Below are 22,572 nucleotides of genomic sequence, written 5' to 3' on the forward strand. Positions count from 1 at the left end.
AGCAGTGACCTGACCGAAGCACCAGACGGCGGCGGGGACCTTGGGTCCTCGCCGCCGTCTGGTGCTTCGGTCAGGTCACTGCTTGAGCATGTTGTCCAGCAGCAGGGCGCAGCGGATCAGGCCGAGGTGGCTGTACGCCTGCGGGTGGTTGCCCAGCCCGCGCTCGGCCAGCGGGTCGTACTGCTCCGGCAGCAGCCCGGTCGGCCCGGCCGTGTCGACCATCTGGGTGAACAGCTCCTCGGCATCGCTGCGGCGGCCGGTGCGCAGGTACGCCTCGATCAGCCACGACGTGCAGATGTGGAAGCCGCCCTCCCGGCCGGGCAGGCCGTCGTCCCAGTGGTACCGGTAGACGACCGGACCGCTGCGCAACTCCGCCTCGATCTTGAGCACGGTGGAGAGGAAACGCGGGTCGTCGCCGGCGAGCAGCCCGGAGATGCCGATCCACAGTGACGAGGCGTCCATCTCCTCGTACCCGTAGGCGACGCTGTACGCCTCGGCCTCCGGGTGCCAGCCGTGCTCCAGCACGTTCGAGGCGATCCGGTCGCGCAGCTCGACCCACTCGGGCCGGTCCTCGCCGCCGTGGCGGCGTACGACGTGCAGCGCGCGGTCCACCGTCATCCAGAGCATGACCTTGGAGAAGACGTGGTGCCGCGGGGGGAGGCGGGCCTCCCAGATGCCGTGGTCGGGCTCGTGCCAGCGGCGGCGTACCGCCTCGACCATGTTCTCCAGCACCCGCCACTCGTCGTCGCGGATCGAGCCACGGGCGTCGGCCACCGCCGCGATCAGGTCCGCGACCGGGCCGAAGACGTCGAGCTGGAGCTGGTGGTTGGCGAGGTTGCCGACGCGTACCGGCCGGGAGCCGGCGTAGCCGGGCAGCGTGTCGATGACCGCCTCGGCGCCCAGTTCGAAGCCGTCCACCGTGTAGAGCGGGTGCAGCCGCTCCGGGTGCCCGCCGGTGCGCTCGACCACGCCGTCGATCCAGCGCAGCAGCCCTTCGGCCTCCTCGGTCGAGCCGAGGTCGACCAGCGCGCGGGCGGTCATCGCGGCGTCCCGCAGCCAGCAGTAGCGGTAGTCCCAGTTGCGGACACCGCCCAGTTCCTCCGGCAGCGACGTGGTGGCCGCGGCGAGGATCGAGCCGGTCGGTTCGTGGCAGAGGCCGCGCAGCGTCAGCGCGCTGCGGGCGACCAGGTCCCGGGCGGTCGCGGGCAGCCGCAGCGAGGCCACCCAGTCCTTCCAGGGCTGCTCCGCGGCGGCCTGCCGCTCGTGCAGCGGCAGCCGGTGCGGTTCCAGGCTCTGCGTGCCGAAGCGCAGCTCCAGCACCACCTGGCCACCGGCGGCGGACAGGTCGACCACCGCCTTCGCGGTCTCGTAGCCGGCGTCGTTGGTGACCTCCCACTCGACGCCGGGGGAGTGCAGCGCGACCGGCTCGTTGGAGCCGAGCACCAGCAGGCCGTCGTCGAGCGGCTGGAGCTGCACCGCCACCTGACCGAACTCGGGGCGCGGCGCGAACTCGACCCGGGCCCGCCCGGTGCCGCTGAGCACCCGGACCAGTGTCGAGTCGCCGCTGACCACTGCGGGGTCGTCCGGCGTGGTCTCCCGTACCGGCAGGTCGAGCCAGTCGGTCACGGTCAGGCCGGACCAGCGGGTCTCGACCGTCATCGTGTTGCTGCGGTAGCGCTGGCCCAGCGGGATGCCGCCCCGCTCCGGGCCGACCGTGAAATGCCCGGCCGGGCTGCCGCCGACCAGGTCGGCGAAGATCGCCGCCGAGTCCGGCTTCGGGTGGCACAGCCAGGTGATCTTGGCTTCCGGTGTGACGAGCGCGACGGTACGGCCGTTGGCGAGCATCGAGTGCCGCTCGATCGGCACCGCCCGCTCGCCGAACAGCCAGTGCCGCCGCGTCTCCAGCAGCAGCCCGAGCGCCCGGGCCGCCTCGATCGGCTCGGCCACCCGGTAGTCGGCCCGGGTCTCCCCGGGACCGATCTTGATGCCGACGTCCGGCCCGGTCAGGTTGCCGAAGGCGTTCTCGTCGGTGACGTCGTCGCCGATGAACAGCACCGCGCTCGCGGCGAGCTGGGTGCGGAGCTGGTCGACGGCGGTGCCCTTGTTGGTGACGACCACCGACAGCTCGATGACCTCCTTGCCCTGGGTGACTGTCACGCCCTCCCAGGTCGCGGGGCCGTTGCGGACCGCCTCGACGGCCCGGGCGGCGACGTGCGGGTCGACACCGCGGGTGTGCACTGCGACGCTGGCCGGCTTGCGTTCCAGGCGGATGCCCGGGTGCTCGGCGGCGATCTCGCGCAGCGCCTCGCGGAGCCGGTGCCGGACCGCGATCAGCTCGGGGGTGAGCCGCTCGACGAAGCCGATGTCGAACTCCGAGCCGTGGCTGCCGACGAGGTGCACCTCACTGGGCAGCCGGGAGAGTGTGGCCAGGTCGCGCAGCGCCCGGCCGGAGACGACGGCGACGCTCGTCTGCGGCAGCGCGGCGAGCGCGCGTACGGCCGCCACCGACTCGGGCAGCGGCACTGCCTTGCTGGGGTCCTCGACGATCGGCGCCAGCGTGCCGTCGTAGTCGCAGGCGACCAGGAGTTGCGGAACCCGGGCGATACGGCCGATGGCGGCACGCAGTTCGGGATCCAGCACGCCGCCGTGGGCGGCGGCGGGGGCGGGCGAGGTCACGCAGCCTCCGTATCGGGGACGCCGAGCTCGCTGAGGAACGACTTGGCCCAGTGGCCCACGTCGTGGCTGCGCAGATGGCGCTGCATGACGCGCATCCGGCGGCGGGCTTCGGGCTTTTCGACATGCACGGCCCGCAGCAACGCGTCCTTCACCGCGTCCGGGTCGTGCGGATTACACAGGAACGCCTGGCGCAGCTCTGTCGCGGCGCCGGCGAACTCACTGAGCACGAGCGCGCCGCCCTGGTCGGCGCGCGATGCGACGTACTCCTTGGCCACCAGATTCATTCCGTCTCGCAGCGGGGTCACCATCATCACGTCGGCCGCGACGTACATCGCGGCCAGTTCGGAGCGACTGTACGACTGATGCAGATAATGCACTGCAGGCACGCCGACCCGGCCGAATTCACCATTGATCCGGCCAACCTCGCGTTCCACCTTCACCCGAAGTGCCTGGTAGTGCTCCACGCGCTCGCGGCTGGGCGTGGCGACCTGCACCATAACCGCGTCCGGAACTGTCAACTTTCCGTCAGCGAGGAGTTCTCGGAAGGCCTTCAGCCGGAGTTCGATGCCCTTGGTGTAGTCGAGCCGGTCGACGCCCAGGATGATCGTCTTCGGGTTGCCCAGCTCCTCGCGGATCTGCTTGGCCCGGGCCTGGATCGCGGGGTCCTCGGCCAGCCGCTCCATCTCCTTGGTGTCGATCGAGATGGGGAACGCGCCAGCCTTCACCTGCCGGCCGTCGACCTGGATCATCTGGCCCTCGTAGCGCAGGCCGAGCAGGTGCCGGGCCAGCCGGACGAAGTTCTGCGCCGCCAGGCGCTGCTGGAAGCCGACCAGGTCCGCGCCGAGCAGTCCACGGAGGATCTCGGTGCGGAACGGCATCTGCATGAACAGCTCGATCGGCGGGAACGGGATGTGCAGGAAGAAGCCGATCCGCAGGTCCGGCCGCAGCTCGCGGAGCATCGCCGGCACGAGCTGGAGCTGGTAGTCCTGGACCCAGACCGTCGCGCCCTCGGCGGCCACGTCCGCCGCGGCCTCCGCGAACCGGGCGTTCACCAGCCGGTACGCCTCGCGCCAGCGCCGCTTGTAGGCGGGCGTCTCCACCGCGTCGTGGTAGAGCGGCCAGATCGTCGCGTTCGACTGGCCCTCGTAGTAGCGCTCCAGCTCCTCGGCGCTCAACGGCACCGGGTGCAGCCGGATGCCCTCCAGGTCGAACGGCTCGGGCGCGGCGCCGGTGCCGCCGGCCCACCCCACCCAGGTGCCCTGGTGCTCGGCCAGCACCGGGTGCAGCGCGGTCACCAGCCCGCCGGGGCTGCGCCGCCACTGCCGCCCCTCGGGTGTGCTCACCTCGTCGACCGGCAGACGGTTGGCCACTACGACAAAGGAGCTACGGACGGTCACGATCGGCCACCTCCGGGTACTGACGGGTCCACCGCGATGAGCGTACTGAGCGTAGCTGCGGCGTCTGATCCCCCGTGCCGGAGTTACCTACCCGTCCCAGAACCGCCGAACCCAACGCGTGATCTTGTCTACACCCGGGGCCGCAGTTCTGCTCTTCCCGGTCGTACCGGAGACGTCCACGAGTGCTACCGGTGTCGGCGACGAGGCTCGCCGCCGTACCCCTGGGGTGGGGTGATGTGGGCGTGGCGGTCCGTACCTGTCAGGATTGACGGCGGCGTGCGCGCGGCCGGCTCCCGGCCGGCGGCGGCAGGCGGAGATCGACGCCCGCGCCCCGCACCCGACAAGCCCGCGATCGCAACCGACGGAGGTAGCCCGCACCGTGGCCCAGTTCATCTACGTCCTGGACAAGGCGCGCAAGGCGCACGGCGACAAGGTCGTGCTCGACAACGTGACGCTGAACTTCCTGCCGGGTGTCAAGATCGGGGTGGTCGGTCCGAACGGCGCCGGTAAGTCCAGCCTCCTCAAGATCATGGCAGGGCTCGACCGGCCGAGCAACGGCGAGGCCCGGCTCATGCCCGGCTACTCCGTCGGCATGCTCGCGCAGGAGCCGCCGCTCAACGAGGAGAAGACGGTCCTCGGCAACGTCGAGGAGGCGGTCGCCGAGACCAAGGCCAAGCTGGAGCGGTTCAACGCCATCGCCGAGCAGATGGCCACCGACTACTCCGACGAGCTGATGGAGGAGATGGGCAAGCTCCAGGAGGAGCTGGACGCCGCCGACGCGTGGGACATCGACTCCAAGCTCGAACTGGCAATGGACGCGCTGCGCTGCCCGCCGCCGGACGCCGACGTCACCCAGCTCTCCGGTGGTGAGCGCCGCCGGGTGGCGCTGTGCAAGCTGCTGCTGGAGGCGCCGGACCTGCTGCTGCTCGACGAGCCCACCAACCACCTGGACGCGGAGAGCGTGCAGTGGCTGGAGCAGCACCTGGCGAAGTACGCCGGCACCGTCCTGGCGATCACCCACGACCGGTACTTCCTGGACAACGTGGCCAACTGGATCCTGGAGCTGGACCGCGGCCGGGCCTACCCGTACGAGGGCAACTACTCCACCTACCTGGAGAAGAAGGCCGCCCGGCTCTCCGTCGAGGGACGCCGCGACGCCAAGATGAAGAAGCGGCTGTCCGAGGAACTGGAGTGGGTCCGCTCGAACGCCAAGGCGCGGCAGACCAAGTCCAAGGCCCGCCTGGACCGCTACGACGAGATGGCCGCCGAGGCGGAGAAGACCCGGAAGCTGGACTTCGAGGAGATCCAGATCCCGCCGGGCCCGCGTCTGGGCAACACGGTCATCGAGGCGCAGAACCTCACCAAGGCGTTCGGTGACCGGGTGCTGATCGACGACCTGTCGTTCTCGCTGCCCCGCAACGGCATCGTCGGCATCATCGGCCCGAACGGCGTCGGCAAGACCACGCTGTTCAAGACCATCGTCGGGCTGGAGCAGCCGACCGGCGGCTCGGTCCGGGTCGGCGAGACCGTCTCGCTGTCGTACGTCGACCAGAACCGGCAGGGCCTGGACGGCGACAAGACCGTCTGGGAGGTCGTCTCCGACGGGCTGGACCACCTCATGGTGGGCAAGGTCGAGATGCCGTCCCGGGCGTACATCGCCGCGTTCGGCTTCAAGGGGCCGGACCAGCAGAAGCCGACCAAGGTGCTCTCCGGCGGCGAGCGCAACCGGCTCAACCTGGCGCTGACGCTCAAGATCGGCGGCAACGTGATCCTGCTCGACGAGCCGACGAACGACCTGGACGTGGAGACGCTGTCCAGCCTGGAGAACGCGCTGTTGGAGTTCCCCGGCTGCGCCGTGGTCATCTCCCACGACCGGATGTTCCTGGACCGGGTCGCCACGCACATCCTGGCCTGGGAGGGCGACGACCAGAACCCGGCGAAGTGGTTCTGGTTCGAGGGCAACTTCGAGGCGTACGAGAAGAACAAGGTCGACCGGCTCGGCGCCGAGGCGGCCCGTCCGCACCGGGTGACCTACCGCAAGCTCACCCGCGACTGACCGGGGCCGACCCTTGTCTGACCGGTTCGTCTACCACTGCGCGCTGCGCTGGTCCGACCTGGACGCGTACGGCCACGTCAACAACGCCCGCTTCCTCACGCTCTACGAGGAGGCCCGGGTGGCGATGATGTTCGCCGGCGGCCGGGCGTGGGGAGTGGGCTCGTTCGCCGACGGTGTGGTCATCCGCCGGCACGAGGTCGACTACCTGCGCCCGGTCGACTACGCGCTCGGCCGGGCCAGCGCGGAGGCCGCCCCGACGGTACGGATCGAGCTGTGGGTGGACCAGATCAGGGCCGCCTCCTTCTCGGTCGCGTACGAGCTGTACGACGGCGACACGCTGGCCGGCACCGCCCGGTCGCTGCTGGTGCCGTTCGACCTGACGGCGCAGCGCCCGCGCCGGATCTCGCCGGAGGAGCGGGCGTTCCTGCTCCGCTACGCGCCGGGGCTGAGCGGATGACCGGGCACGGGTTGACCGGGACGGCCGACGCCGGGGCCTTCCTGGCCCGGCTGGTCCGGTTCGACCCGGCCACGCTGGTCCGGCTGCGGCCGGTGCCCGGGGCGGGCCGTACCGCCCTCTGGGCGCGTCTGCCGTGGGGGGTGCTCGTGGTCCGAACCGTGCCCGGCACCGCTCCCGGGGACGTCACGGTCGCCGCGGGGGAGCTGCTGGCCGAACTCTCCGCCGGGGGCGCCGCGCTTCCGGTACGCCGGGACGACGGCTGGCGGTGGCAGCTCCCACCGGCCGCGAGCCGGGCGGTGGAGGCGCTGCCCGGCGCCGAACTGCTCCGGATCGCGGAGGCGGCGGCCGGGACGCTGCGCGAGGCGGCCACGCACGGCGTGGCGGGCCGCGCGGTCGGGCAGCGGGTGCTGCGGGACGCGCTGCTGGACCACGTCGCCGTGGTGGTGACCCCGGACGAGGCGCCTCGCACACCCGTCGAGGTGTCGCAGCGGCTGGTGCAGGCCCTGGTCCGGATGGGTTTCCTCGGCGCGGGCGCGGACGACGTTCAGGTGCGTACGGCTGGTCGATGGGTCGGACTCGTCGGACCGTTCGGGGCGGCCTGGTCGCGTACCGTCGCCGATCTTGCACTCAGGCCGACGGTAGGTCATCCGAACGGATGACCCCGCTTCGTCCTTCCGGGTTGGGGCGGTCGTTGGGGGGATGCCTCACGCCGTCTGTCCGGGTACCGTCCATCCTCGGATCCAACGCACCGTAGGCGTCCGGATCCGCTGGGGAGTGAGGTGCGCGAGCGATGCCGTGGTGGTCATGGCGCCCTGGTCCCGCCGCTGGCGGGGAGCCGGAGACTCGAAGCGGGACCACAGTGGATGACACCATCCGGGTCGGCCCACCGACCCCTCGCCAGCCGGGGGACGACGTGGCGCCACCTGAGCGGCCGGTCCTCGCGGACATGCCGGCCACCGTCGCGCCGGTCACCCTGAGCCGGGTCTGCGACGCGCTCGACCTGCTCGACGTCCGCTATCTGGCCGACGGTGACGGCAACCTGCTGGCCATGTGGGAGCGGCACGCCGTGCTCGTCGCGCTGGAGGGCCCGGACGACGAGATCCTGGTGATGCGGGCCCGCCCGCACGCGACGGTCCCGCCGGACTGGGCCGACCGGGCCTACCGCGTCGTGAACGAGTGGAACCACACCCGGCGCTTCTGCAAGGCGTACATCGGCGACCCGACCGAGCGCGGTCAGCTTCCGATCTACGCCGAGTTGCAGGTCCCGCTCGGCGCCGGCGCCCACGACGCGCTGCTCGTCGAGATGCTCGACTGCGGTGCCGCGGTCGCCGTCACGTTCGTCGACTGGCTGCACGACGAGGGCGCCCTGCTCTGAGCCGGGCTCAGCCCGCGGCCGGGTCCTCCATCACGTTCACCATGAAGTAGGCGGCCCGCTCCAGGTAGTCCCAGAGCGCGGCGGCGAGCTGCGGCGGCAGGTCGAGCGTGTCCACCGCCCGGCGCATGTGGTGCAGCCAGGCGTCCCGCTCGGCCGCGCCGATCCGGAACGGGGCGTGCCGCATCCGCAGCCGCGGGTGGCCGCGCTGCTCGGAGTAGGTGTGCGGTCCGCCCCAGTACTGGATGAGGAACAGGGTCAGCCGGTCCGCCGCCGGGCCCAGGTCCTCCTCCGGGTACATCGGCCGCAGCAGCGGGTCGTCGGCCACACCGGCGTAGAACTCGTCCACCAGCTTGCGGAAGGCCGGTTCACCGCCGATCGCCTCGAAGAGGGTCATCGACTCGCCTGGGGAAGTCACGCTTCCATCCTGCCAGGTGCGGCCCGGCACCCGCGCCCGCCCGCCGGGCGGCGCGGATCACGTCACCGCGTGCCGGTGTCGCCCGTGCTCGCGGTTCCGGTCACCGGACGCGGGGCCGGGCGCGTGCGCGTGCGCCGGCCCGCCACCGGCCGCCGACTCGGCGCGGGCGGCCGCGACGGCCTCGTGGATCACCTGTGGCCGGGGCCAGGCGAGCGCCGCGACCGTCATGATCAGCACACCGGCGGCGCTCCAGACGCCGACCACCGACGGGACCGAGAACCGCTCCGCGAGCGCGCCCGTGACCAGCACCGCGGCACCCTGGATGATCTGCGTGCCGCTGGCCATGACGCCGAACGCCCGGGCCCGGAAGCCGTCCGGCAGCGCCTGCACGAACAGGCCGTTGGCGACCGGGACGAGCCCGGCGACGGCGAAACCGCACCCCCCGGCCAGCAGCGCCACCACCGTCGGCGGCGGGTTGAACAACGCGGGTACGAGTGTCGCCGGCGCGATGATCATCAACGGTCGCATCAGCGTCAGCCGCCGCTCCGGGCCGACGAGCCGGCTGATGGTCAGCCCGCCGAGGATGTAGCCGACCGGGACGGCGGCCATGATCAGCCCCTGCGCGGTGCCGGCGTCCATCCGGCCGTCGGTCCGGTCGGCGGCCCAGCCCGCTGCCAGTCCCTCGGGGACGATCGAGAAGAGCATCGCGCTGAACACCAGCACCGCGATGGCGCGCAGCACCGGCCGCTCGAAGACGATCCGGAAGCCCTGGACGGTCTCCCGCAGCAGGTGGCTGCGGTGCACCTCGGACATCGCCGGTGGCCGCTCGCGCACGCCGAAGCGGACCAGCGCGGCCGACACGGCGAAGGTCACGGCGTTGACGAGCAGCGCGGTGTTCGGGTTGAGCGCCGCCACCGTGGCGCCGATCAGGTAACCGACGACCTGGGCGGCCTGGCCGGCGCTGGTGAACGCGGCCAGGCCCACGACCAGCCGGTCGCCGGTCAGGAGGTGCGGCATCAGCGCCGACCGCGCCGCCTGGCTCGGCGGGTTCGCGAGCGTGGCCAGGAAGATCAGCGCGAAGATCGACCAGGTCGGCATCCAGGGCATCGCGACCAGCGCCATCAGCGCCATCCGGAGGAGGTCGCAGACGACCATGACCCGGCGGTAGTTGTGCCGCTCGGCGAGCGCGGAGAGCAGCGGGCCGCCGACCAGCCAGGGAAGGTAGCTGGCGGCGAACGCGGCGGCGGAGAGCGCGACCGAATCGGTCTCGCGCAGCACGAGCACTGTGACCGCGGCGCGGGCCAGGTAGTCGCCCACCCAGGAGAGGGTGTTGGCGGCGAAGATGGCGCGGAACTCCGACTGACCGAAGACGTCCCGGAAGGTGGCCGGGGCCTCCCGGGCGGGTCGCGCGTCGGACACCGTCGCCTCCATCGTTCCTGGTCGACCACTTGTGATGGCCCGACCGGGAACCGTCGTCAGATCAACCGATCAGCGAGGACACGAGCACGCCCCCCGGTGGAGCGTGTGCACCGGATTCTGCCCGATCGTCTGACAACTGGCTAGGGCGAACGGATTGATCGTCGCATCTCCGACTGAACGAACGGACGATACCCGAGGGGCCGCGCGGTGCGGAACCCCGGAAATCGTCCGGCTCGTCCGGCGACTCAGGTGGGTCCGCCGGTGCCCGTACCCTCGGCGGCGGGCGGCGCCGGTGGCTGGACCGGCAGGCCCGGGAACAGCCGTGCGGCCGCGATCTGCGCGACGATGCCGGAGTTCTCCAGCGCCTCCGCGAGGCGGCGGCGCAGCTCGCGGCCGACCGCGAACTGCCCGTCCGCGGTGGTCTTGACGACGGTACGGATCACCGCGCCGTCGACTGTCATCTGCTCGACGCCGAGGACCTCCGGCTCCTCCACGATGCTCGGCGCCAGCTCCGGGTCCAGCGCCACCGACGCCGCCGCGGTGCGCAGCACGGCGGTGGCCTCCTCGGTGCCGGCGAACCCGATCGGCAGGTCGACCACGACGAGCGCCCAGCCCTGGCTCTTGTTCCCGACGCGGACGATCTCGCCGTTGCGGATGTACCAGAGCACGCCGCGGCCGTCCCGGACCGTGGTGACCCGCAGCCCCACCGCCTCGACCACGCCTGTGGCCTCGCCCAGGTCGACCGTGTCGCCGACGCCGTACTGGTCCTCGATCAGCATGAACAGGCCGGCGATCAGGTCCTTGACCAGGCTCTGCGCGCCGAAGCCGAGCGCCACGCCGGCGATGCCCGCGCTCGCCAGCAGCGGGGCCAGGTCGAAGCTGAACTCCTTGAGCACCATCAGCAGCGCGATGCCGAAGACGAACGCGGTGACCATGCTGCGCAGCACCGACCCGATCGCCTCGGCCCGCTGCCGCCGCCGCTCCGGCACGAACTGGTCCGGGTCGAGCGAGGCGCTGGGGATCCGCTCGCGCAGCGGGCGGAGCATGGTCGGCACCGCGCCGTCGGTGGTGGTCCGCACCAGCCGGTTGATGGTCCGGTGCAGCGCCCACCGGGCGGCCACCGCGAGCAGCAGGATCAGCGCCACCCGCAGCGGCTTGAACAGGATCCAGTAGCTGCTCTCGGCGAACCAGGCGGAGTTCGTCACTCGGTACACCCACTCGCATGAGCTGCTGCCCTGGCAGTCCGGCTTCCGGTCGGAGACGGCGGCCAGCACGGCGGAGATCAGGTCGGAGACGTTCACTCTGCTTTCGTACCGCACGCCTGGCGGGCGGCGGACACCGCCACCTCGGCGAAGTGTCGCTACCCGGGGGGTAGCCCCGGATTAGTACGTGCAATCCGGGGCGCGATCAGGGACTATTGGCGCAACGGACGTCGGTGATCCGGCCGGCGTCGGAGCCGTCCCGCGCTGTCCGCGGGGCGGTTCCGACGCAGACGAGGCGGGAGCGACTGGACCGGGAGGGTGAGCGCGATGCCTGACATACGACCCACGGCGGGCTCCGGTGCACTCGTTCTCAACGCCACCTACGAGCCCCTGTGCGTCGTGTCGGTGCGTCGTGCCGCGATCCTCGTCCTCTCCGCCAAGGCGGTCTGCGTCGCCGACGGCGAGGGCATCCTGCACAGCGCGCGCAACGCGTTACCGGTGCCCTCGGTGGTGCGCCTGACCCGCTACGTCCGGGTGCCGTACCGCACCCACGTCGGGTTGTCCCGGCGGGCCGTGTTCGCCCGCGACGGGTGGCGGTGCGCGTACTGCCGGGGGCCGGCCGAGACCATCGACCACGTCTTCCCGCGCAGCCGGGGCGGCCGGCACGCCTGGGAGAACGTGGTCGCCGCGTGCGCGCGGTGCAACCACACCAAAGGCGACAAGACGCCCGCCGAGCTGGGCTGGCGGCTGCACCACCTGCCGGCCGCGCCCAAAGGAGCCGCGTGGCGGGTGCTCGGGCACCGCGCCCCCGACCCGCGCTGGGCGGACTGGCTCGACCTGCGCGAACCCGAGCCCGAGGCGGCCTGACCGGCTCGCTCAGCGCGCCTTGACCAGCGCGGCGTAGACGACCAGGTTGTCCGCGTACCCGGTCTCGCCGCCCACCCAGCGCCCGCCGCACGTGATCAGCCGCAGGTTGGGCCGGCTGAAGTCGCCGTAGACGTCCTCCACAGGCAGCTTCTCCTTGCCGTACCGCTCGATCGAGGTCACCTCGAACACCGCCACCGACCGGTCCTCGCGGGTCACCTCGATCCGGTCGCCGTCGTCCAGCTCCTTCAGTCCGTGGAAGACGGCCGGACCGGTGGTGGTGTCGACGTGCCCGACGAGCACGGCCGGTCCGTACTGGCCGGGGGTGGGGCCCTGGTCGTACCAGCCGACCTCGCCTGCGCGCTCCACGTCCGGCACCGCGATGCTGCCGTCCGGCGCGATGCCGACCCGGTGCACCGGCGCGCGCAGGTTCAGCTTGCCGATGCTCAGGTCCGTCGGCGGGCTGGCCGGCAGCACCGGGAACTTCTTCGGCGGCGGACGCAGGCCGGCGACGATCCGGTCCGGCAGCACGCTGACCCCGGTCACCCGTTCCACGCCGAGCATGGCCACGATCAGCGCCATCACGCTCGCCACCACGAGCACCGGGACGCCGGGGCTGCGGCTCGGGGCGTACCGGCGGGTGGTGGTCCGTCCGGCGCGGGCCTCGACCGGCCGGGACTGCGGGTCGGCGGTGGCGACGCTGGCCGAGAACGCGTGCCCGGCGACGTGGGCGAACCGGCGCGCGGCCCGGGACGTCAGCCGCAGCGCGACCCGGAGTCGGCCGGCGCGCTCCGGCGACCGGCGGCCGGGACGGGCGGCGGCGCGGCGGGTGCGGTCCGCCGCCGGGCCGGTACGGTCCCGGCGGCGCGATGAGCGGGCCATTGCGGCACCTCTCGTCAGACGCGGCCGCCGGGCTTGCGGCGGGCACTCACACCGGCCACCACTGCCACCGCGACCAGGCCGCCGACCAGCAGCAGCGAGCCCGTGCCCCGGCTACCCGCGGTGCCACCGCCGCCGGTCGCCGGCCCCTTGCTCGGCTGCGCCATGTTGAGCACTGTGAGCATGGTCGAGGCGGTGTTGCCGTTGGAGCAGTCCAGGTTCACCGGGTAGTCGCCGGGCGCCTTGTTGCCGGGCACGGTGACCGAGCCGGTGAGGAAGCCGTTGTCGGACCGCAGCGTCACCCGCCCGAAGGCGTCCGAGGTGACCTGCGCCTGGCGGTTGTTGCTGTTGTCGCAGCCGGCCCGCAGGTTGACCCGGGAACCGGCCTGGACGCTGTTCGGCGTCACCTCGATGAACACGCTCTCCCCGGCCCGGGCCGGCGGCGCGGTGGTCAGGACGAACGCCGCGACCAGGCCGAGCAGGCCCAACAGGGACGACAACGCACGATGTGACACGAGCCCTCGCATGGTTCCCCCCTCCCGGCGCGACGATGCGCCGGACCACTGACGGGCAGCGGCGCCTGCTTTCCCGGAGGGCGGGGGTAGCTAACGGGGCGCCTTGACCACGGGGTGCCAGGCCAGCGGGGTGGACAGCACCATCGTGCTGGACGGCTGCCCGTACGGCGCGAGACGGTCGATGACCTCCTCGAACTCGCCCATGTTCGTGGCGGCGACCTTGAGCATGCTGCACGCGTCCCCGGTGATCCGGTGGATCTCCATGATCTCCGGCCAGCCCGCGACGTCGGGGTCGTTGAGGATGCAGCGCGCGCCGTAGCAGGACATCCGGATCAGCGCGAGCACTGTGCGCCCGGCCCGGGTGAGGTCGACGTGGGCGTGGTAGCCGGTGATCACACCGGCTTCCTCCAGCCGCCGTACCCGCTCGGCCACAGCGGGCGGCGACAGGTGGACCCGGCGGGACAACTCGCTGTACGAGAGCCGGGCGTCGGCCTGGAGCTCGCGCAGCAGCGCCCAGTCCATGTCGTCCACGCGCGGACCTTCCTTCCGTAAAGACAGCGACGCGAGATGGTTTCGGTTCGCGAAGTGAGACCACCATACCGCCGTTGAACAGGCATTCCATTCGGCCGTCCACCAGCGGGATCATGACTTCTACCCCGCGCACGGACGGAGAATGACTGTGGAACAGACGACGGCGGTGCGCCCGGTAACCCCCCAGGAACGGGCGGCTCGGGCGGCGCGCAACGGCGGCGAGCCGACGCTGGAGTTCGCCGACCGCGTGCCGTACGACGCGTACGTACGGGCCAGCACACTGCACCGGCTCCAGGAGCCGCTCAGCGACGACCCGGGCGAGATGTCCTTCCTGATGGTCAGCCAGATCATGGAGCTGTACTTCGGCCTGACCTGCCACGAGCTGCGGCACGCCAAGCGCGAGCTGCGCGAGGACCGGATCTGGGAGGCCCTGCCTCCGCTGCGCCGCGCCGCCCTGCACCTGGAGGGCCTCAACGCCGCCTGGCACGGCCTGCGCTGGATGAGCCCGGCCGACTTCAACCGCTTCCGCGACCGGCTCGGCGAGGGCTCCGGCTTCCAGTCCGCCATGTACCGGCAGTTGGAGTTCCTGCTCGGCCTGCGCGACCGGGCGCTGATCCGCCCGTTCCGCCGGCAGACCGAGGTGTACGACGAGCTGACCGCCGCGCTCGCCACGCCGAGCCTCTGGGACGAGGTGGTGGCGCTGCTGGCCCGCAAGGGCTTCGACGTGCCGGCCGAACTGCTGTCGCGGGACGTGAACGCCGAGCACGAGGGACACCCGGCGATCGAGGCGGCCTGGGTCCGGATCTACGGCGACAACGGCCCGGACAACCACCTGCGCCTGCTCGGCGACGCGCTGACCGAGATCGCCGAGGAGTTCGGCGACTGGCGCTGGAACCACGTCAAGGCCGTCCAGCGCACGATGGGCGCCAAGGTCGGCAGCGGTGGTTCCGCCGGACTGGCATGGTTGCAGCGCAGCATGGCCCGGGTGGTCTTCCCGGAGCTGTGGTCGGCCCGCACCGCGATGTGACGAGAGAGAACAGCATGCACACCCCCGAGAACGAAGCCCTCCGCCGCGACGCCGCCGACCCCGGCCACCGGCACCTGTTCCACATCCCACCCGCCGACGGCGGGCGCTACCCCGACACGGCGTACCTGGCGGGCAACTCGCTCGGCCTGCAGCCCCGGGCCACCCGGGACGAACTCCTCGCCGACCTGGACGCCTGGAGTCGCCTCGGCGTCGAGGGGCACCTGGAGTCGGAGCGCCCCTGGCTGCCGTACCACGAGCTGCTGACCGCACCGGCCGCCCGCCTGGTCGGCGCGCTGCCCGCGGAGACCGTGGTGATGAACTCCCTCACCGTGAACCTGCACCTGCTGATGGTCAGCTTCTACCGGCCGGCCGGCGAGCGCACCCGCATCGTCATCGAGGACAGCGCGTTCCCCTCGGACAGCTACGCCGTGCGCAGCCAGGCCCGCTTCCACGGCCTGGACCCGGACACCACTGTGGTACGCCTCAAGCCGCGCCCCGGCTCGGACACGCTCGGCACCGAGGACGTGCTGGACTTCCTGGCCCGCGAGGGCCACACGGTGGCGCTGCTGATGCTCGGCGGCGTGAACTACCTGACCGGCGAGCTGATGGACATCCCGGCCATCACCGCTGCCGGCCGGGCCGCGGGCGCGGTGGTCGGCTGGGACCTGGCGCACGCCGCCGGCAACGTGCCGCTGGCGCTGCACGACTGGGACGTGGACTTCGCCGCCTGGTGCTCGTACAAGTACCTCAACTCCGGCCCTGGCGCGCTGGGCGGCGTCTTCGTCCACGAGCGGCACCTCGGCGACCCGTCGATCCCGCGCTTCGAGGGCTGGTGGAGCACCGAGGCGGCCACCCGGTTCGAGATGACCCCGGTGTCCCGGCCGCCCGCCACAGTGGAGGCGTGGCAGATCTCCAACCCGCCGATCTTCGCGATGGGCCCGGTGCGTACCTCGCTGGACCTGTTCGACTCCGTCGGCATGCCCGCGCTGCGCGAGCGCAGCCTGCGGCTCACCGCCTGGCTGGAGCAGCTGCTCGACGAGGTGACGCCGGGCCGCCCGCTGACAGTCGTCACCCCGCGCGACCCGGCCCGCCGCGGTTGTCAGCTCTCGGTGCGGATCGGGGTGGGCAGCGCGAACGAGCTGACCAAGCGGCTGCGGCACGAGCACGGCGTGGTCGCCGACGCCCGGGAGCCGGACATCGTCCGATTCGCGCCGGTGCCGCTGTACTCCTCGTACCACGACTGCTGGCGGGTCGCCGAGGCGCTGGCGGCAACGTTTGAGAAGGAGGGCTCGTGAGCGAGCGCGACGAGATCGCCGTGGTCGGCGCCGGGCTGGCCGGCTGTCTGCTGGCCTGCTACCTGGCCCGGCGCGGCTACCCGGTGGCCCTCTACGAGCGGCGGCCCGACCCGCGTACCGGCACCGCCGAGCGGGGCCGGTCGATCAACCTGGCGCTGTCCGAGCGTGGCCTGGACGCGCTGCGCCGCATCGGCCTGGAGGACGAGGTCATGGCGGACGCGCTGCCGATGCGCGGCCGCATGATCCACCCGGTCGAGGGCGAGCCGGAGTTCCAGTCCTACAGCGGATCCGGGGACCGGGCGATCAACTCGATCAGCCGGGGCGCGCTGAACAACGCGCTGCTCGACGCCGCCGCCGCGCTGCCGAATGTGCGCGTCGCGTTCGACCACCGGCTGGTCGGGCTCGACCCGCTCGGCGGCGAGATGACGTTCGAGACCCCGCAGGGCAAGGTCACCGCCACCGCCTCGGTCGTCCTCGGCGCCGACGGCGCCGGCTCCGCGGTGCGTGGGCAACTGCTCGCGTACGGCGGCCTGACCGAGAGCCTGGACTTCCTCGACTACGGCTACAAGGAGCTGACCATCCCGCCGCTGGGCGGGGAGTTCGCGCTCGACCCGGGCGCGCTGCACATCTGGCCGCGCGGCACCTCGATGATGATCGCGCTGCCGAACCCGGACCGCTCCTTCACCTGCACGCTGTTCTGGCCCACCCACGGCACCCGCAGCTTCGCCTCGCTGAGCAGCCCGGCGGCGATCGAGCAGTTCTTCGCCACCCACTACCCGGACCTGGTCCCGCTCGCGCCGAACCTGGTCGACGACTACCAGCACAACCCGGTCGGTGTGCTCGGCACCGTGCGCTGCACGCCGTGGCAGGTGGCAGGCAGGGTCGGCCTGATCGGCGACGCCGCGCACGCCATCGTGCCGTTCTACGGCCAGGGCGCGAACTGCGCGTTCGAGGACGTGGTCGAGCTGGACCGCTGCCTCGACGAGTGCGACGACGAGTGGGCCGCCGCGCTGCCGCTGTTCCAGCACCGCCGCCAGGACAACGCCGAGGCGATCGCCCGGATGGCGCTGGCGAACTTCGTGGAGATGCGGGACAAGGTCGCCTCGCCGGTGTTCCGCACCCGCAAGCAGGTCGAGCACGCGCTGGAGCGCGCGCTGCCCGGCCGCTACGTCTCCCAGTACGAGCTGGTCTCGTTCTCCACCACCCCGTACGCGCAGGTGCGCCGCCGGGTGCGCGCGCAGTACGCGGTGGTCGGCGCGGTAGCGGCCGGCGCGGTCGCGCTGCTGGCCGGCGGTGTCCGCGCGGCGCTGGGGAGGCGGCGATGACGCTCTGGGATCCCCGCCTGATGACCGGCCACGCGCCGGACGGTCCCGGCCTGCTGCGCAACTTCGTCGGCGGCGAGTTCGTCGACGTCGGCAGCCGGTTCACCAAGCGCAGCCCGGTCACCGGCGAGCCGGTGTTCGAGGTGGTCGAGGCGTCCCAGTCGACAGTGGACGACGCGGTCGCCGCGGCCCGGTCGGCGCTGCGCGGCCCGTGGGGCCGGATGGGGGAGCGGGAACGCGCCGAGGTGCTGCGCCGGGTCGCCGACGAGCTGGAGCGGCGCTTCGACGACCTGGTCGCCGCCGAGGTCGCCGACACCGGCAAGGCCATCTCGCAGGCCCGTACGCTCGACATCCCGCGCGGCGCTGCGAACTTCCGGGCGTTCGCCGAGATCGTGGCCACCGCGCCCACCGAGTCGTTCACCACTGTGACCCCGGCCGGGGGCCGGGCGCTGAACTACGCGGTCCGCAAGCCGGTCGGCGTGGTCGCGGTGATCGTGCCGTGGAACCTGCCGCTGCTGCTGCTCACCTGGAAGGTCGCTCCGGCGCTGGCCTGCGGCAACGCCGTGGTGGTCAAGCCCAGCGAGGAGACCCCCGCCTCGGCCACGCTGCTGGCCGAGGTGATGGCCGCGGCGGGCGTGCCCGACGGCGTGTTCAACCTGGTGCACGGCTTCGGCCCCGGCTCGGCCGGCGAGCACCTGACCCGGCACCCGGGCGTGGACGCGATCACGTTCACCGGCGAGTCGGCGACCGGCAGCGCGATCATGCGCGCCGCCGCCGACGGGGTGAAGGCGGTCAGCTTCGAGCTGGGCGGCAAGAACGCCGGCCTGGTGTTCGCCGACGCCGACCTGGACGCGGCGGTCGCCGGTTCGGTGCGGTCCAGCTTCACCAACGGCGGCCAGGTGTGCCTGTGCACCGAGCGCATCTACGTGCAGCGGCCGGTGTTCGAGGAGTTCACCGCGCGGCTGGCCAAGCGCGCCGACGAACTGGCGTACGGCTGGCCGGACGACGAGGCCACGGCGAACATGCCGCTCATCTCGCACGGGCACCGGGACAAGGTGCTCGGCCACTACGCGCTGGCCCGTACCGAGGGCGCCGAGGTGCGCGCCGGTGGGGGCACGCCGCGCTTCGGGGACGCCCGCGACGGCGGGGCGTACGTGCAGCCGACGGTGCTCACCGGCCTGGGGGCGGACGCCCGCACCAACCAGGAGGAGATCTTCGGCCCGGTGGTGCACGTCGCGCCGTTCGACGACGAGGACGAGGCGTTCGCGCTGGCCAACGGCACCGCCTACGGCCTGGCGGCGACGGTGTGGACGCGGGACGTGGGCCGGGCGCACCGGGCCGGCACCCGGCTCGACGCCGGCATCGTCTGGGTGAACACCTGGTTCCTGCGCGACCTGCGCACCCCGTTCGGCGGCGTGAAGGCGTCCGGCGTGGGCCGCGAGGGCGGCGTGCACTCGCTCGACTTCTACTCCGAACTCACCAACGTCTGCGTGGACCTGTCATGAGCGCGCGCGGTGGGCAGAATGGCCGGAATCCCCAGCGACGTAAGCGAGGAGCCGCCATGACCGTGGACATCGAGGCCGCCAACCGGGAACTCGCAGTGGCCCGGCAGGAGGGCAAGCCCTGCCCGCCGCTGCGCGGCCGGCTGCTGCCCGAGGGCGACATCGAGGCCGCGTACCAGGTGCAGCAGGTCTACACCCGGCAACGGCTGGGCAAGGGACACCGCCGCGTCGGCGCGAAGATCGGGCTGACGTCGCGGACCGTGCAGGAGAGCTTCGGCGTCTTCCAGCCCGACTTCGGGGTGCTGTTCGACGACATGGCAGTCGGCGACGGCGTCGAGGTGCCGATCGGCCGGCTGCTCCAGCCGCGGGTGGAGGCGGAGATCGCCTTCGTTCTCGGCGCGGACCTGCCGGACGAGCGGGTCACCACAGTCGACCTGATCCGGGCGGTGGACCACGTGCTGCCGGCCATCGAGATCGTCGACTCGCGGATCGCCGACTGGGACATCTCCATCGTGGACACGGTCGCTGACAACGCCTCCAGTGGGCTGTTCGTGCTCGGCACCGCGCCCCGGCGGCTCGCCGACGTGGACCTGCGGCTGTGCGGCATGGTGCTGGAGCACGCCGGTGAGCCGGTCTCGGTCGGCGCGGGCGCGGCCTGCCTCGGCAATCCGCTGCACGCGTTGCAGTGGCTGGCCGCGACCATGGCCCGGGCGGGCGACCCGCTCAAGGCCGGTGACGTGGTGCTCTCCGGCGCGCTCGGCCCGATGGTGCCGGTCACGCCCGGCGCCGCGTACGAGGCGCGCATCTCCGGGCTCGGCTCGGTGCGTACCTGTTTCTCCTCGGAGGGAACGTCATGACTGTCGGAGTGGCGGTGCTCGGGTCGGGCAACATCGGCACCGACCTGATGATCAAGGTGTTGCGGCTCAGTGAGAGCCTGCGCATGGTGGCGATGGCCGGCATCGACCCGGCCTCGGACGGTCTGGCCCGGGCCCGCCGGCTCGGCGTGACCACCACCGCCGAGGGCGTCGACGGCCTCGTGGCGCTGCCCGAGTTCGCGGACGTCCAGCTCGTCTTCGACGCCACCTCGGCCGGCGCGCACAAGCGTCACGACGAGGTGCTGCGGGCGCACGGCCGTACCGTCGTCGACCTGACGCCCGCGGCGATCGGCCCGTACGTGGTGCCGCCGGTGAACCTCGACGAGCACCTGGGCGAGCCGAACGTCAACATGGTGACCTGCGGCGGCCAGGCCACAGTGCCGATCGTGCACGCGGTCGGCCGGGTCACCCCCGTCGCGTACGGCGAGATCGTCGCCTCGATCGCCTCGAAGTCGGCCGGGCCCGGCACCCGGGCCAACATCGACGAGTTCACCGAGACCACCGCCCGCGCCATCGAGGTGGTCGGCGGCGCCGAGCGCGGCAAGGCCATCATCGTGCTGAACCCGGCCGACCCGCCGCTGCTCATGCGGGACACGGTCTACTGCCTGTGCCCGGACGCCGACGCCGACCGGGGCGCGATCGCCGCCTCGGTGGCCGACATGGTGAAGGCCGTGCAGGAGTACGTGCCCGGCTACCGGCTCAAGCAGGACGTGCAGTTCGACGCCGTGGACACGTACGCGCCGGTGCTGGGCCGGCACTTCACCGGCCTCCAGGTGTCGGTGTTCCTGGAGGTCTCCGGCGCCGGGCACTACCTGCCCGCGTACGCCGGGAACCTGGACATCATGACGTCGGCCGCGCTGCGTACCGCGGAGCGGCTGGTGGCGCTGCGTTCCCCGGAGGTGAGTGCCCGATGACCGACCTCTACATCCAGGACGTGACGCTGCGCGACGGCATGCACGCCGTCGCCCACCGCTACACGGTCGACCAGGTGCGTACCATTGCCGCCGCGCTCGACGCGGCCGGTGTGGCGGCGGTCGAGGTGGCGCACGGCGACGGCCTGGCCGGTTCCAGCGTCAACTACGGGCACGGCGCCGCCGCCGACGCGGACTGGATCGCCGCCGCCGCCGAGGTGCTGACCACCGCGCGGCTCACCACGCTGCTGCTGCCGGGCATCGGCACCATCGCCGACCTGAAGGCGGCGAAGGCGCTCGGCGTGACCAGCGTCCGGATCGCCACCCACTGCACCGAGGCGGACATCTCCGCCCAGCACATCGCCTGGGCCCGGGAGAACGACATGGACGTCTCCGGGTTCCTCATGATGTCGCACCTCAACGACCCGGCCGGGCTGGCCGCGCAGGCCAAGCTGATGGAGTCGTACGGCGCGCACTGCGTCTACGTCACCGACTCCGGCGGCCGGCTGCTGATGTCGGACGTGGCGCAGCGCGTCGACGCGTACCGGCAGGTGCTGGAACCCCAGACGCAGATCGGCATCCACGCGCACCACAACCTGTCGCTGGGTGTGGCGAACAGCGTGCTGGCGGTCGAGCACGGCCGGATCCTCGGCGACGGCCCGCTCGGCTCGCCGTCCGGACGGACCGTCCGGGTGGACGCGTCGCTGGCCGGTATGGGCGCCGGCGCGGGCAACGCGCCGCTGGAGGTGTTCGTGGCGGTCGCCGAGCTGCACGGCTGGAAGCACGGCTGCGACGTGTTCGCGCTGATGGACGCCGCCGACGACCTGGTCCGCCCGTTGCAGGACCGGCCGGTCCAGGTGGACCGGGAGACGCTCTCCCTGGGGTACGCGGGCGTCTACTCCAGCTTCCTGCGCCACGCCGAGCGGGCCTCGGCCAAGTACGGCGTGGACGTCCGCTCGATCCTGGTCGAGCTGGGCCGCCGCCGGATGGTCGGCGGCCAGGAGGACATGATCGTGGACGTGGCACTGGACCTGGCGGGTAGGGAGAACTCATGATCGGGCCGGACATCGCCGGCATCGCGGAGAAGCTGGGCGCGGCGGCCGACGACGCCACCGCGATCCCGCAGCTGGCCGCCGAGACCGGCCTCGACGTCGACGCCGCGTACGCGGTGCAGACCGCGCTGGTCAAGCGCCGCCTCGACCGGGGTGAGCGGCTGGTCGGCCTCAAGATGGGGCTCACCAGCAAGGCCAAGATGGCGCAGGTCGGCGTGGACGAGGTGATCTGGGGCCGGCTGACCGACGTGATGCGGGTGCCCGACGGCGGCGGCGTCGACGTCGGCGACTTCATCCACCCCCGGGTCGAGCCGGAGGTGGCGTTCCTGCTGGACCGGCTGCCCGACCCGGGCGAACCGGTCGGCTCGTTCACCCGTGCCGTCCGCGCGGTCGCCCCGGCGATCGAGCTGATCGACTCCCGGTACGCGAACTTCACCTTCTCGCTGCCGGACGTGATCGCCGACAACACCTCGGCCGCCGCGTTCGTGGTGGGGCCGTGGTCACCGGTGCCGGACGGGCTGGACAACCTCGGCGTGCTGCTGGAGATCGACGGGCGGGTGGCGCAGGTCGGCTCGACCGCTGCCATCCTCGGCGACCCGCGCCGCGCGCTGGACGAGGGGCTGCGGCTGGCCGGCCGGCACGGCCTACGACTGCGCAAGGGCTGGGTGTTCCTGGCCGGCGCGGCCACCGCCGCGGTGCCGCTGCGCCCCGGTGCGCACGTCCGCGCCACTGTGGAGAAGCTGGGTTCCGCCTCGATGAAGGCTCTCTCGTGAGCGCGAGGAGTGAGCCGGGTCTGCGAGCC

The 22,572-nt window shown here is 72.4% G+C and carries 21 protein-coding genes; 13 read left to right on the forward strand and 8 right to left on the reverse strand.

Features of this window, described 5'->3' with window-relative positions; translation table 11 throughout:
• Positions 1–75: 75 nt before the first annotated feature.
• Together otsB and ABD52_RS18230 are read right to left on the reverse strand one after the other, a co-directional pair.
• The gene (gene otsB / locus ABD52_RS18225) at positions 76–2,676 is read right to left on the reverse strand and encodes a trehalose-phosphatase (protein ID WP_013288080.1); all 2,601 of its coding nucleotides are present in this window, start codon (positions 2,674–2,676) and stop codon (positions 76–78) included.
• Positions 2,673–4,073 (reverse strand): trehalose-6-phosphate synthase, encoded by a 1,401-nt coding sequence (locus ABD52_RS18230; protein ID WP_013288079.1) that lies wholly within the window; start codon positions 4,071–4,073, stop codon positions 2,673–2,675. The genes otsB and ABD52_RS18230 overlap by 4 nt, the downstream gene beginning before the upstream one ends.
• Positions 4,074–4,452: 379 nt before the next feature.
• Here ABD52_RS18230 and ettA point away from each other — a divergent pair, with 379 nt between their 5' ends.
• The 4 genes from ettA (at position 4,453) to ABD52_RS18250 (ending at position 7,961) form a co-directional block, all read left to right on the forward strand.
• The gene (gene ettA, locus ABD52_RS18235; RefSeq protein ID WP_013288078.1) at positions 4,453–6,129 is read left to right on the forward strand and encodes an energy-dependent translational throttle protein EttA; all 1,677 of its coding nucleotides are present in this window, start codon (positions 4,453–4,455) and stop codon (positions 6,127–6,129) included.
• A 13-nt stretch (positions 6,130–6,142) separates the two neighbouring features.
• Complete coding sequence (locus tag ABD52_RS18240) at positions 6,143–6,586, forward strand: thioesterase family protein (RefSeq protein WP_013288077.1); 444 nt, start codon at positions 6,143–6,145, stop codon at positions 6,584–6,586.
• On the forward strand, positions 6,583–7,245 hold the full coding sequence (locus ABD52_RS18245; protein WP_030273286.1) for a hypothetical protein: 663 nt from the start codon (positions 6,583–6,585) through the stop codon (positions 7,243–7,245). The genes ABD52_RS18240 and ABD52_RS18245 overlap by 4 nt, the downstream gene beginning before the upstream one ends.
• Before the next feature lie 131 nt (positions 7,246–7,376).
• A complete protein-coding gene (locus ABD52_RS18250) occupies positions 7,377–7,961 on the forward strand; it encodes a YbjN domain-containing protein (protein ID WP_013288075.1) in 585 nt (194 codons plus the stop codon).
• Between the two features lie 7 nt (positions 7,962–7,968).
• On the opposite strand, the gene ABD52_RS18255 is transcribed toward ABD52_RS18250, so the two are convergent.
• From ABD52_RS18255 to ABD52_RS18265, 3 genes are all read right to left on the reverse strand, one after another.
• The gene (locus ABD52_RS18255; RefSeq protein ID WP_174361815.1) at positions 7,969–8,355 is read right to left on the reverse strand and encodes a globin; all 387 of its coding nucleotides are present in this window, start codon (positions 8,353–8,355) and stop codon (positions 7,969–7,971) included.
• A gap of 78 nt (positions 8,356–8,433) precedes the next feature.
• The gene (locus ABD52_RS18260; protein WP_047892631.1) at positions 8,434–9,807 is read right to left on the reverse strand and encodes an MFS transporter; all 1,374 of its coding nucleotides are present in this window, start codon (positions 9,805–9,807) and stop codon (positions 8,434–8,436) included.
• Between the two features lie 233 nt (positions 9,808–10,040).
• Positions 10,041–11,114 carry a mechanosensitive ion channel family protein gene (locus ABD52_RS18265; protein WP_013288072.1) on the reverse strand — a complete coding sequence of 358 codons (1,074 nt, stop codon included), beginning with the start codon at positions 11,112–11,114 and terminating at the stop codon, positions 10,041–10,043.
• A 210-nt stretch (positions 11,115–11,324) separates the two neighbouring features.
• Between ABD52_RS18265 and ABD52_RS18270 the strand changes: the two genes are divergently transcribed.
• On the forward strand, positions 11,325–11,864 hold the full coding sequence (locus tag ABD52_RS18270; RefSeq protein WP_013288071.1) for an HNH endonuclease: 540 nt from the start codon (positions 11,325–11,327) through the stop codon (positions 11,862–11,864).
• A 9-nt stretch (positions 11,865–11,873) separates the two neighbouring features.
• Here the strand turns inward: ABD52_RS18270 and ABD52_RS18275 are convergent, their stop codons facing one another.
• The 3 genes from ABD52_RS18275 to ABD52_RS18285 form a co-directional block, all read right to left on the reverse strand.
• Positions 11,874–12,743, reverse strand: a complete 870-nt coding sequence (locus tag ABD52_RS18275; protein ID WP_047892632.1) for a class F sortase — start codon at positions 12,741–12,743, stop codon at positions 11,874–11,876.
• Between the two features lie 14 nt (positions 12,744–12,757).
• A complete protein-coding gene (locus ABD52_RS18280; protein WP_013475465.1) occupies positions 12,758–13,267 on the reverse strand; it encodes a hypothetical protein in 510 nt (169 codons plus the stop codon).
• A gap of 78 nt (positions 13,268–13,345) precedes the next feature.
• Positions 13,346–13,786 carry an Lrp/AsnC family transcriptional regulator gene (locus ABD52_RS18285; protein ID WP_013288068.1) on the reverse strand — a complete coding sequence of 147 codons (441 nt, stop codon included), beginning with the start codon at positions 13,784–13,786 and terminating at the stop codon, positions 13,346–13,348.
• A gap of 142 nt (positions 13,787–13,928) precedes the next feature.
• Between ABD52_RS18285 and ABD52_RS18290 the strand changes: the two genes are divergently transcribed.
• From ABD52_RS18290 to ABD52_RS18325, 8 genes are read left to right on the forward strand one after another with little or no spacing between them, the layout of a single operon-like run.
• Entirely contained in the window at positions 13,929–14,813 is an 885-nt protein-coding gene (locus ABD52_RS18290; protein ID WP_013288067.1) for a tryptophan 2,3-dioxygenase, read from the forward strand.
• 14 nt (positions 14,814–14,827) lie between these two features.
• Positions 14,828–16,108, forward strand: a complete 1,281-nt coding sequence (gene kynU, locus ABD52_RS18295; RefSeq protein ID WP_047892633.1) for a kynureninase — start codon at positions 14,828–14,830, stop codon at positions 16,106–16,108.
• A complete protein-coding gene (locus ABD52_RS18300) occupies positions 16,105–17,433 on the forward strand; it encodes an NAD(P)/FAD-dependent oxidoreductase (protein WP_013288065.1) in 1,329 nt (442 codons plus the stop codon). The genes kynU and ABD52_RS18300 overlap by 4 nt, the downstream gene beginning before the upstream one ends.
• Positions 17,434–17,453: 20 nt before the next feature.
• Positions 17,454–18,935, forward strand: a complete 1,482-nt coding sequence (locus ABD52_RS18305; protein ID WP_047892641.1) for a 2-hydroxymuconic semialdehyde dehydrogenase — start codon at positions 17,454–17,456, stop codon at positions 18,933–18,935.
• Positions 18,936–18,991: 56 nt separating this feature from the next.
• On the forward strand, positions 18,992–19,789 hold the full coding sequence (locus tag ABD52_RS18310; RefSeq protein WP_013288063.1) for a 2-keto-4-pentenoate hydratase: 798 nt from the start codon (positions 18,992–18,994) through the stop codon (positions 19,787–19,789).
• Positions 19,786–20,721, forward strand: a complete 936-nt coding sequence (locus ABD52_RS18315) for an acetaldehyde dehydrogenase (acetylating) (RefSeq protein WP_013288062.1) — start codon at positions 19,786–19,788, stop codon at positions 20,719–20,721. Before ABD52_RS18310 ends, ABD52_RS18315 begins: the two co-directional genes overlap by 4 nt.
• The gene (dmpG, locus tag ABD52_RS18320; protein WP_013475470.1) at positions 20,718–21,773 is read left to right on the forward strand and encodes a 4-hydroxy-2-oxovalerate aldolase; all 1,056 of its coding nucleotides are present in this window, start codon (positions 20,718–20,720) and stop codon (positions 21,771–21,773) included. Before ABD52_RS18315 ends, dmpG begins: the two co-directional genes overlap by 4 nt.
• Positions 21,770–22,543 carry a 2-keto-4-pentenoate hydratase gene (locus ABD52_RS18325; RefSeq protein ID WP_047892634.1) on the forward strand — a complete coding sequence of 258 codons (774 nt, stop codon included), beginning with the start codon at positions 21,770–21,772 and terminating at the stop codon, positions 22,541–22,543. The genes dmpG and ABD52_RS18325 overlap by 4 nt, the downstream gene beginning before the upstream one ends.
• The last annotated feature ends 29 nt before the right edge of the window (positions 22,544–22,572 follow it).

Origin of the sequence: Micromonospora sp. RV43, assembly GCF_001029515.1 — a bacterium.
In the GTDB taxonomy this organism is placed as follows: Bacteria; Actinomycetota; Actinomycetes; order Mycobacteriales; family Micromonosporaceae; genus Micromonospora; species Micromonospora aurantiaca.

Excerpts from the sequence above, each read along its gene's own strand:
- ABD52_RS18325 (WP_047892634.1), top strand. The coding sequence starts at position 21,770 with ATGATCGGGCCGGACATCGCCGGCATCGCGGAGAAGCTGGGCGCGGCG.
- ABD52_RS18280 (WP_013475465.1), bottom strand. The coding sequence starts at position 13,267 with ATGCGAGGGCTCGTGTCACATCGTGCGTTGTCGTCCCTGTTGGGCCTG.
- ABD52_RS18290 (WP_013288067.1), top strand. The coding sequence starts at position 13,929 with ATGACTGTGGAACAGACGACGGCGGTGCGCCCGGTAACCCCCCAGGAA.
- ABD52_RS18305 (WP_047892641.1), top strand. The coding sequence starts at position 17,454 with ATGACCGGCCACGCGCCGGACGGTCCCGGCCTGCTGCGCAACTTCGTC.
- dmpG (WP_013475470.1), top strand. The coding sequence starts at position 20,718 with ATGACCGACCTCTACATCCAGGACGTGACGCTGCGCGACGGCATGCAC.
- ABD52_RS18310 (WP_013288063.1), top strand. The coding sequence starts at position 18,992 with ATGACCGTGGACATCGAGGCCGCCAACCGGGAACTCGCAGTGGCCCGG.
- ABD52_RS18270 (WP_013288071.1), top strand. The coding sequence starts at position 11,325 with ATGCCTGACATACGACCCACGGCGGGCTCCGGTGCACTCGTTCTCAAC.
- ABD52_RS18315 (WP_013288062.1), top strand. The coding sequence starts at position 19,786 with ATGACTGTCGGAGTGGCGGTGCTCGGGTCGGGCAACATCGGCACCGAC.
- ABD52_RS18255 (WP_174361815.1), bottom strand. The coding sequence starts at position 8,355 with ATGACCCTCTTCGAGGCGATCGGCGGTGAACCGGCCTTCCGCAAGCTG.
- ABD52_RS18260 (WP_047892631.1), bottom strand. The coding sequence starts at position 9,807 with ATGGAGGCGACGGTGTCCGACGCGCGACCCGCCCGGGAGGCCCCGGCC.
- ABD52_RS18250 (WP_013288075.1), top strand. The coding sequence starts at position 7,377 with ATGCCGTGGTGGTCATGGCGCCCTGGTCCCGCCGCTGGCGGGGAGCCG.
- kynU (WP_047892633.1), top strand. The coding sequence starts at position 14,828 with ATGCACACCCCCGAGAACGAAGCCCTCCGCCGCGACGCCGCCGACCCC.
- ABD52_RS18245 (WP_030273286.1), top strand. The coding sequence starts at position 6,583 with ATGACCGGGCACGGGTTGACCGGGACGGCCGACGCCGGGGCCTTCCTG.
- ABD52_RS18275 (WP_047892632.1), bottom strand. The coding sequence starts at position 12,743 with ATGGCCCGCTCATCGCGCCGCCGGGACCGTACCGGCCCGGCGGCGGAC.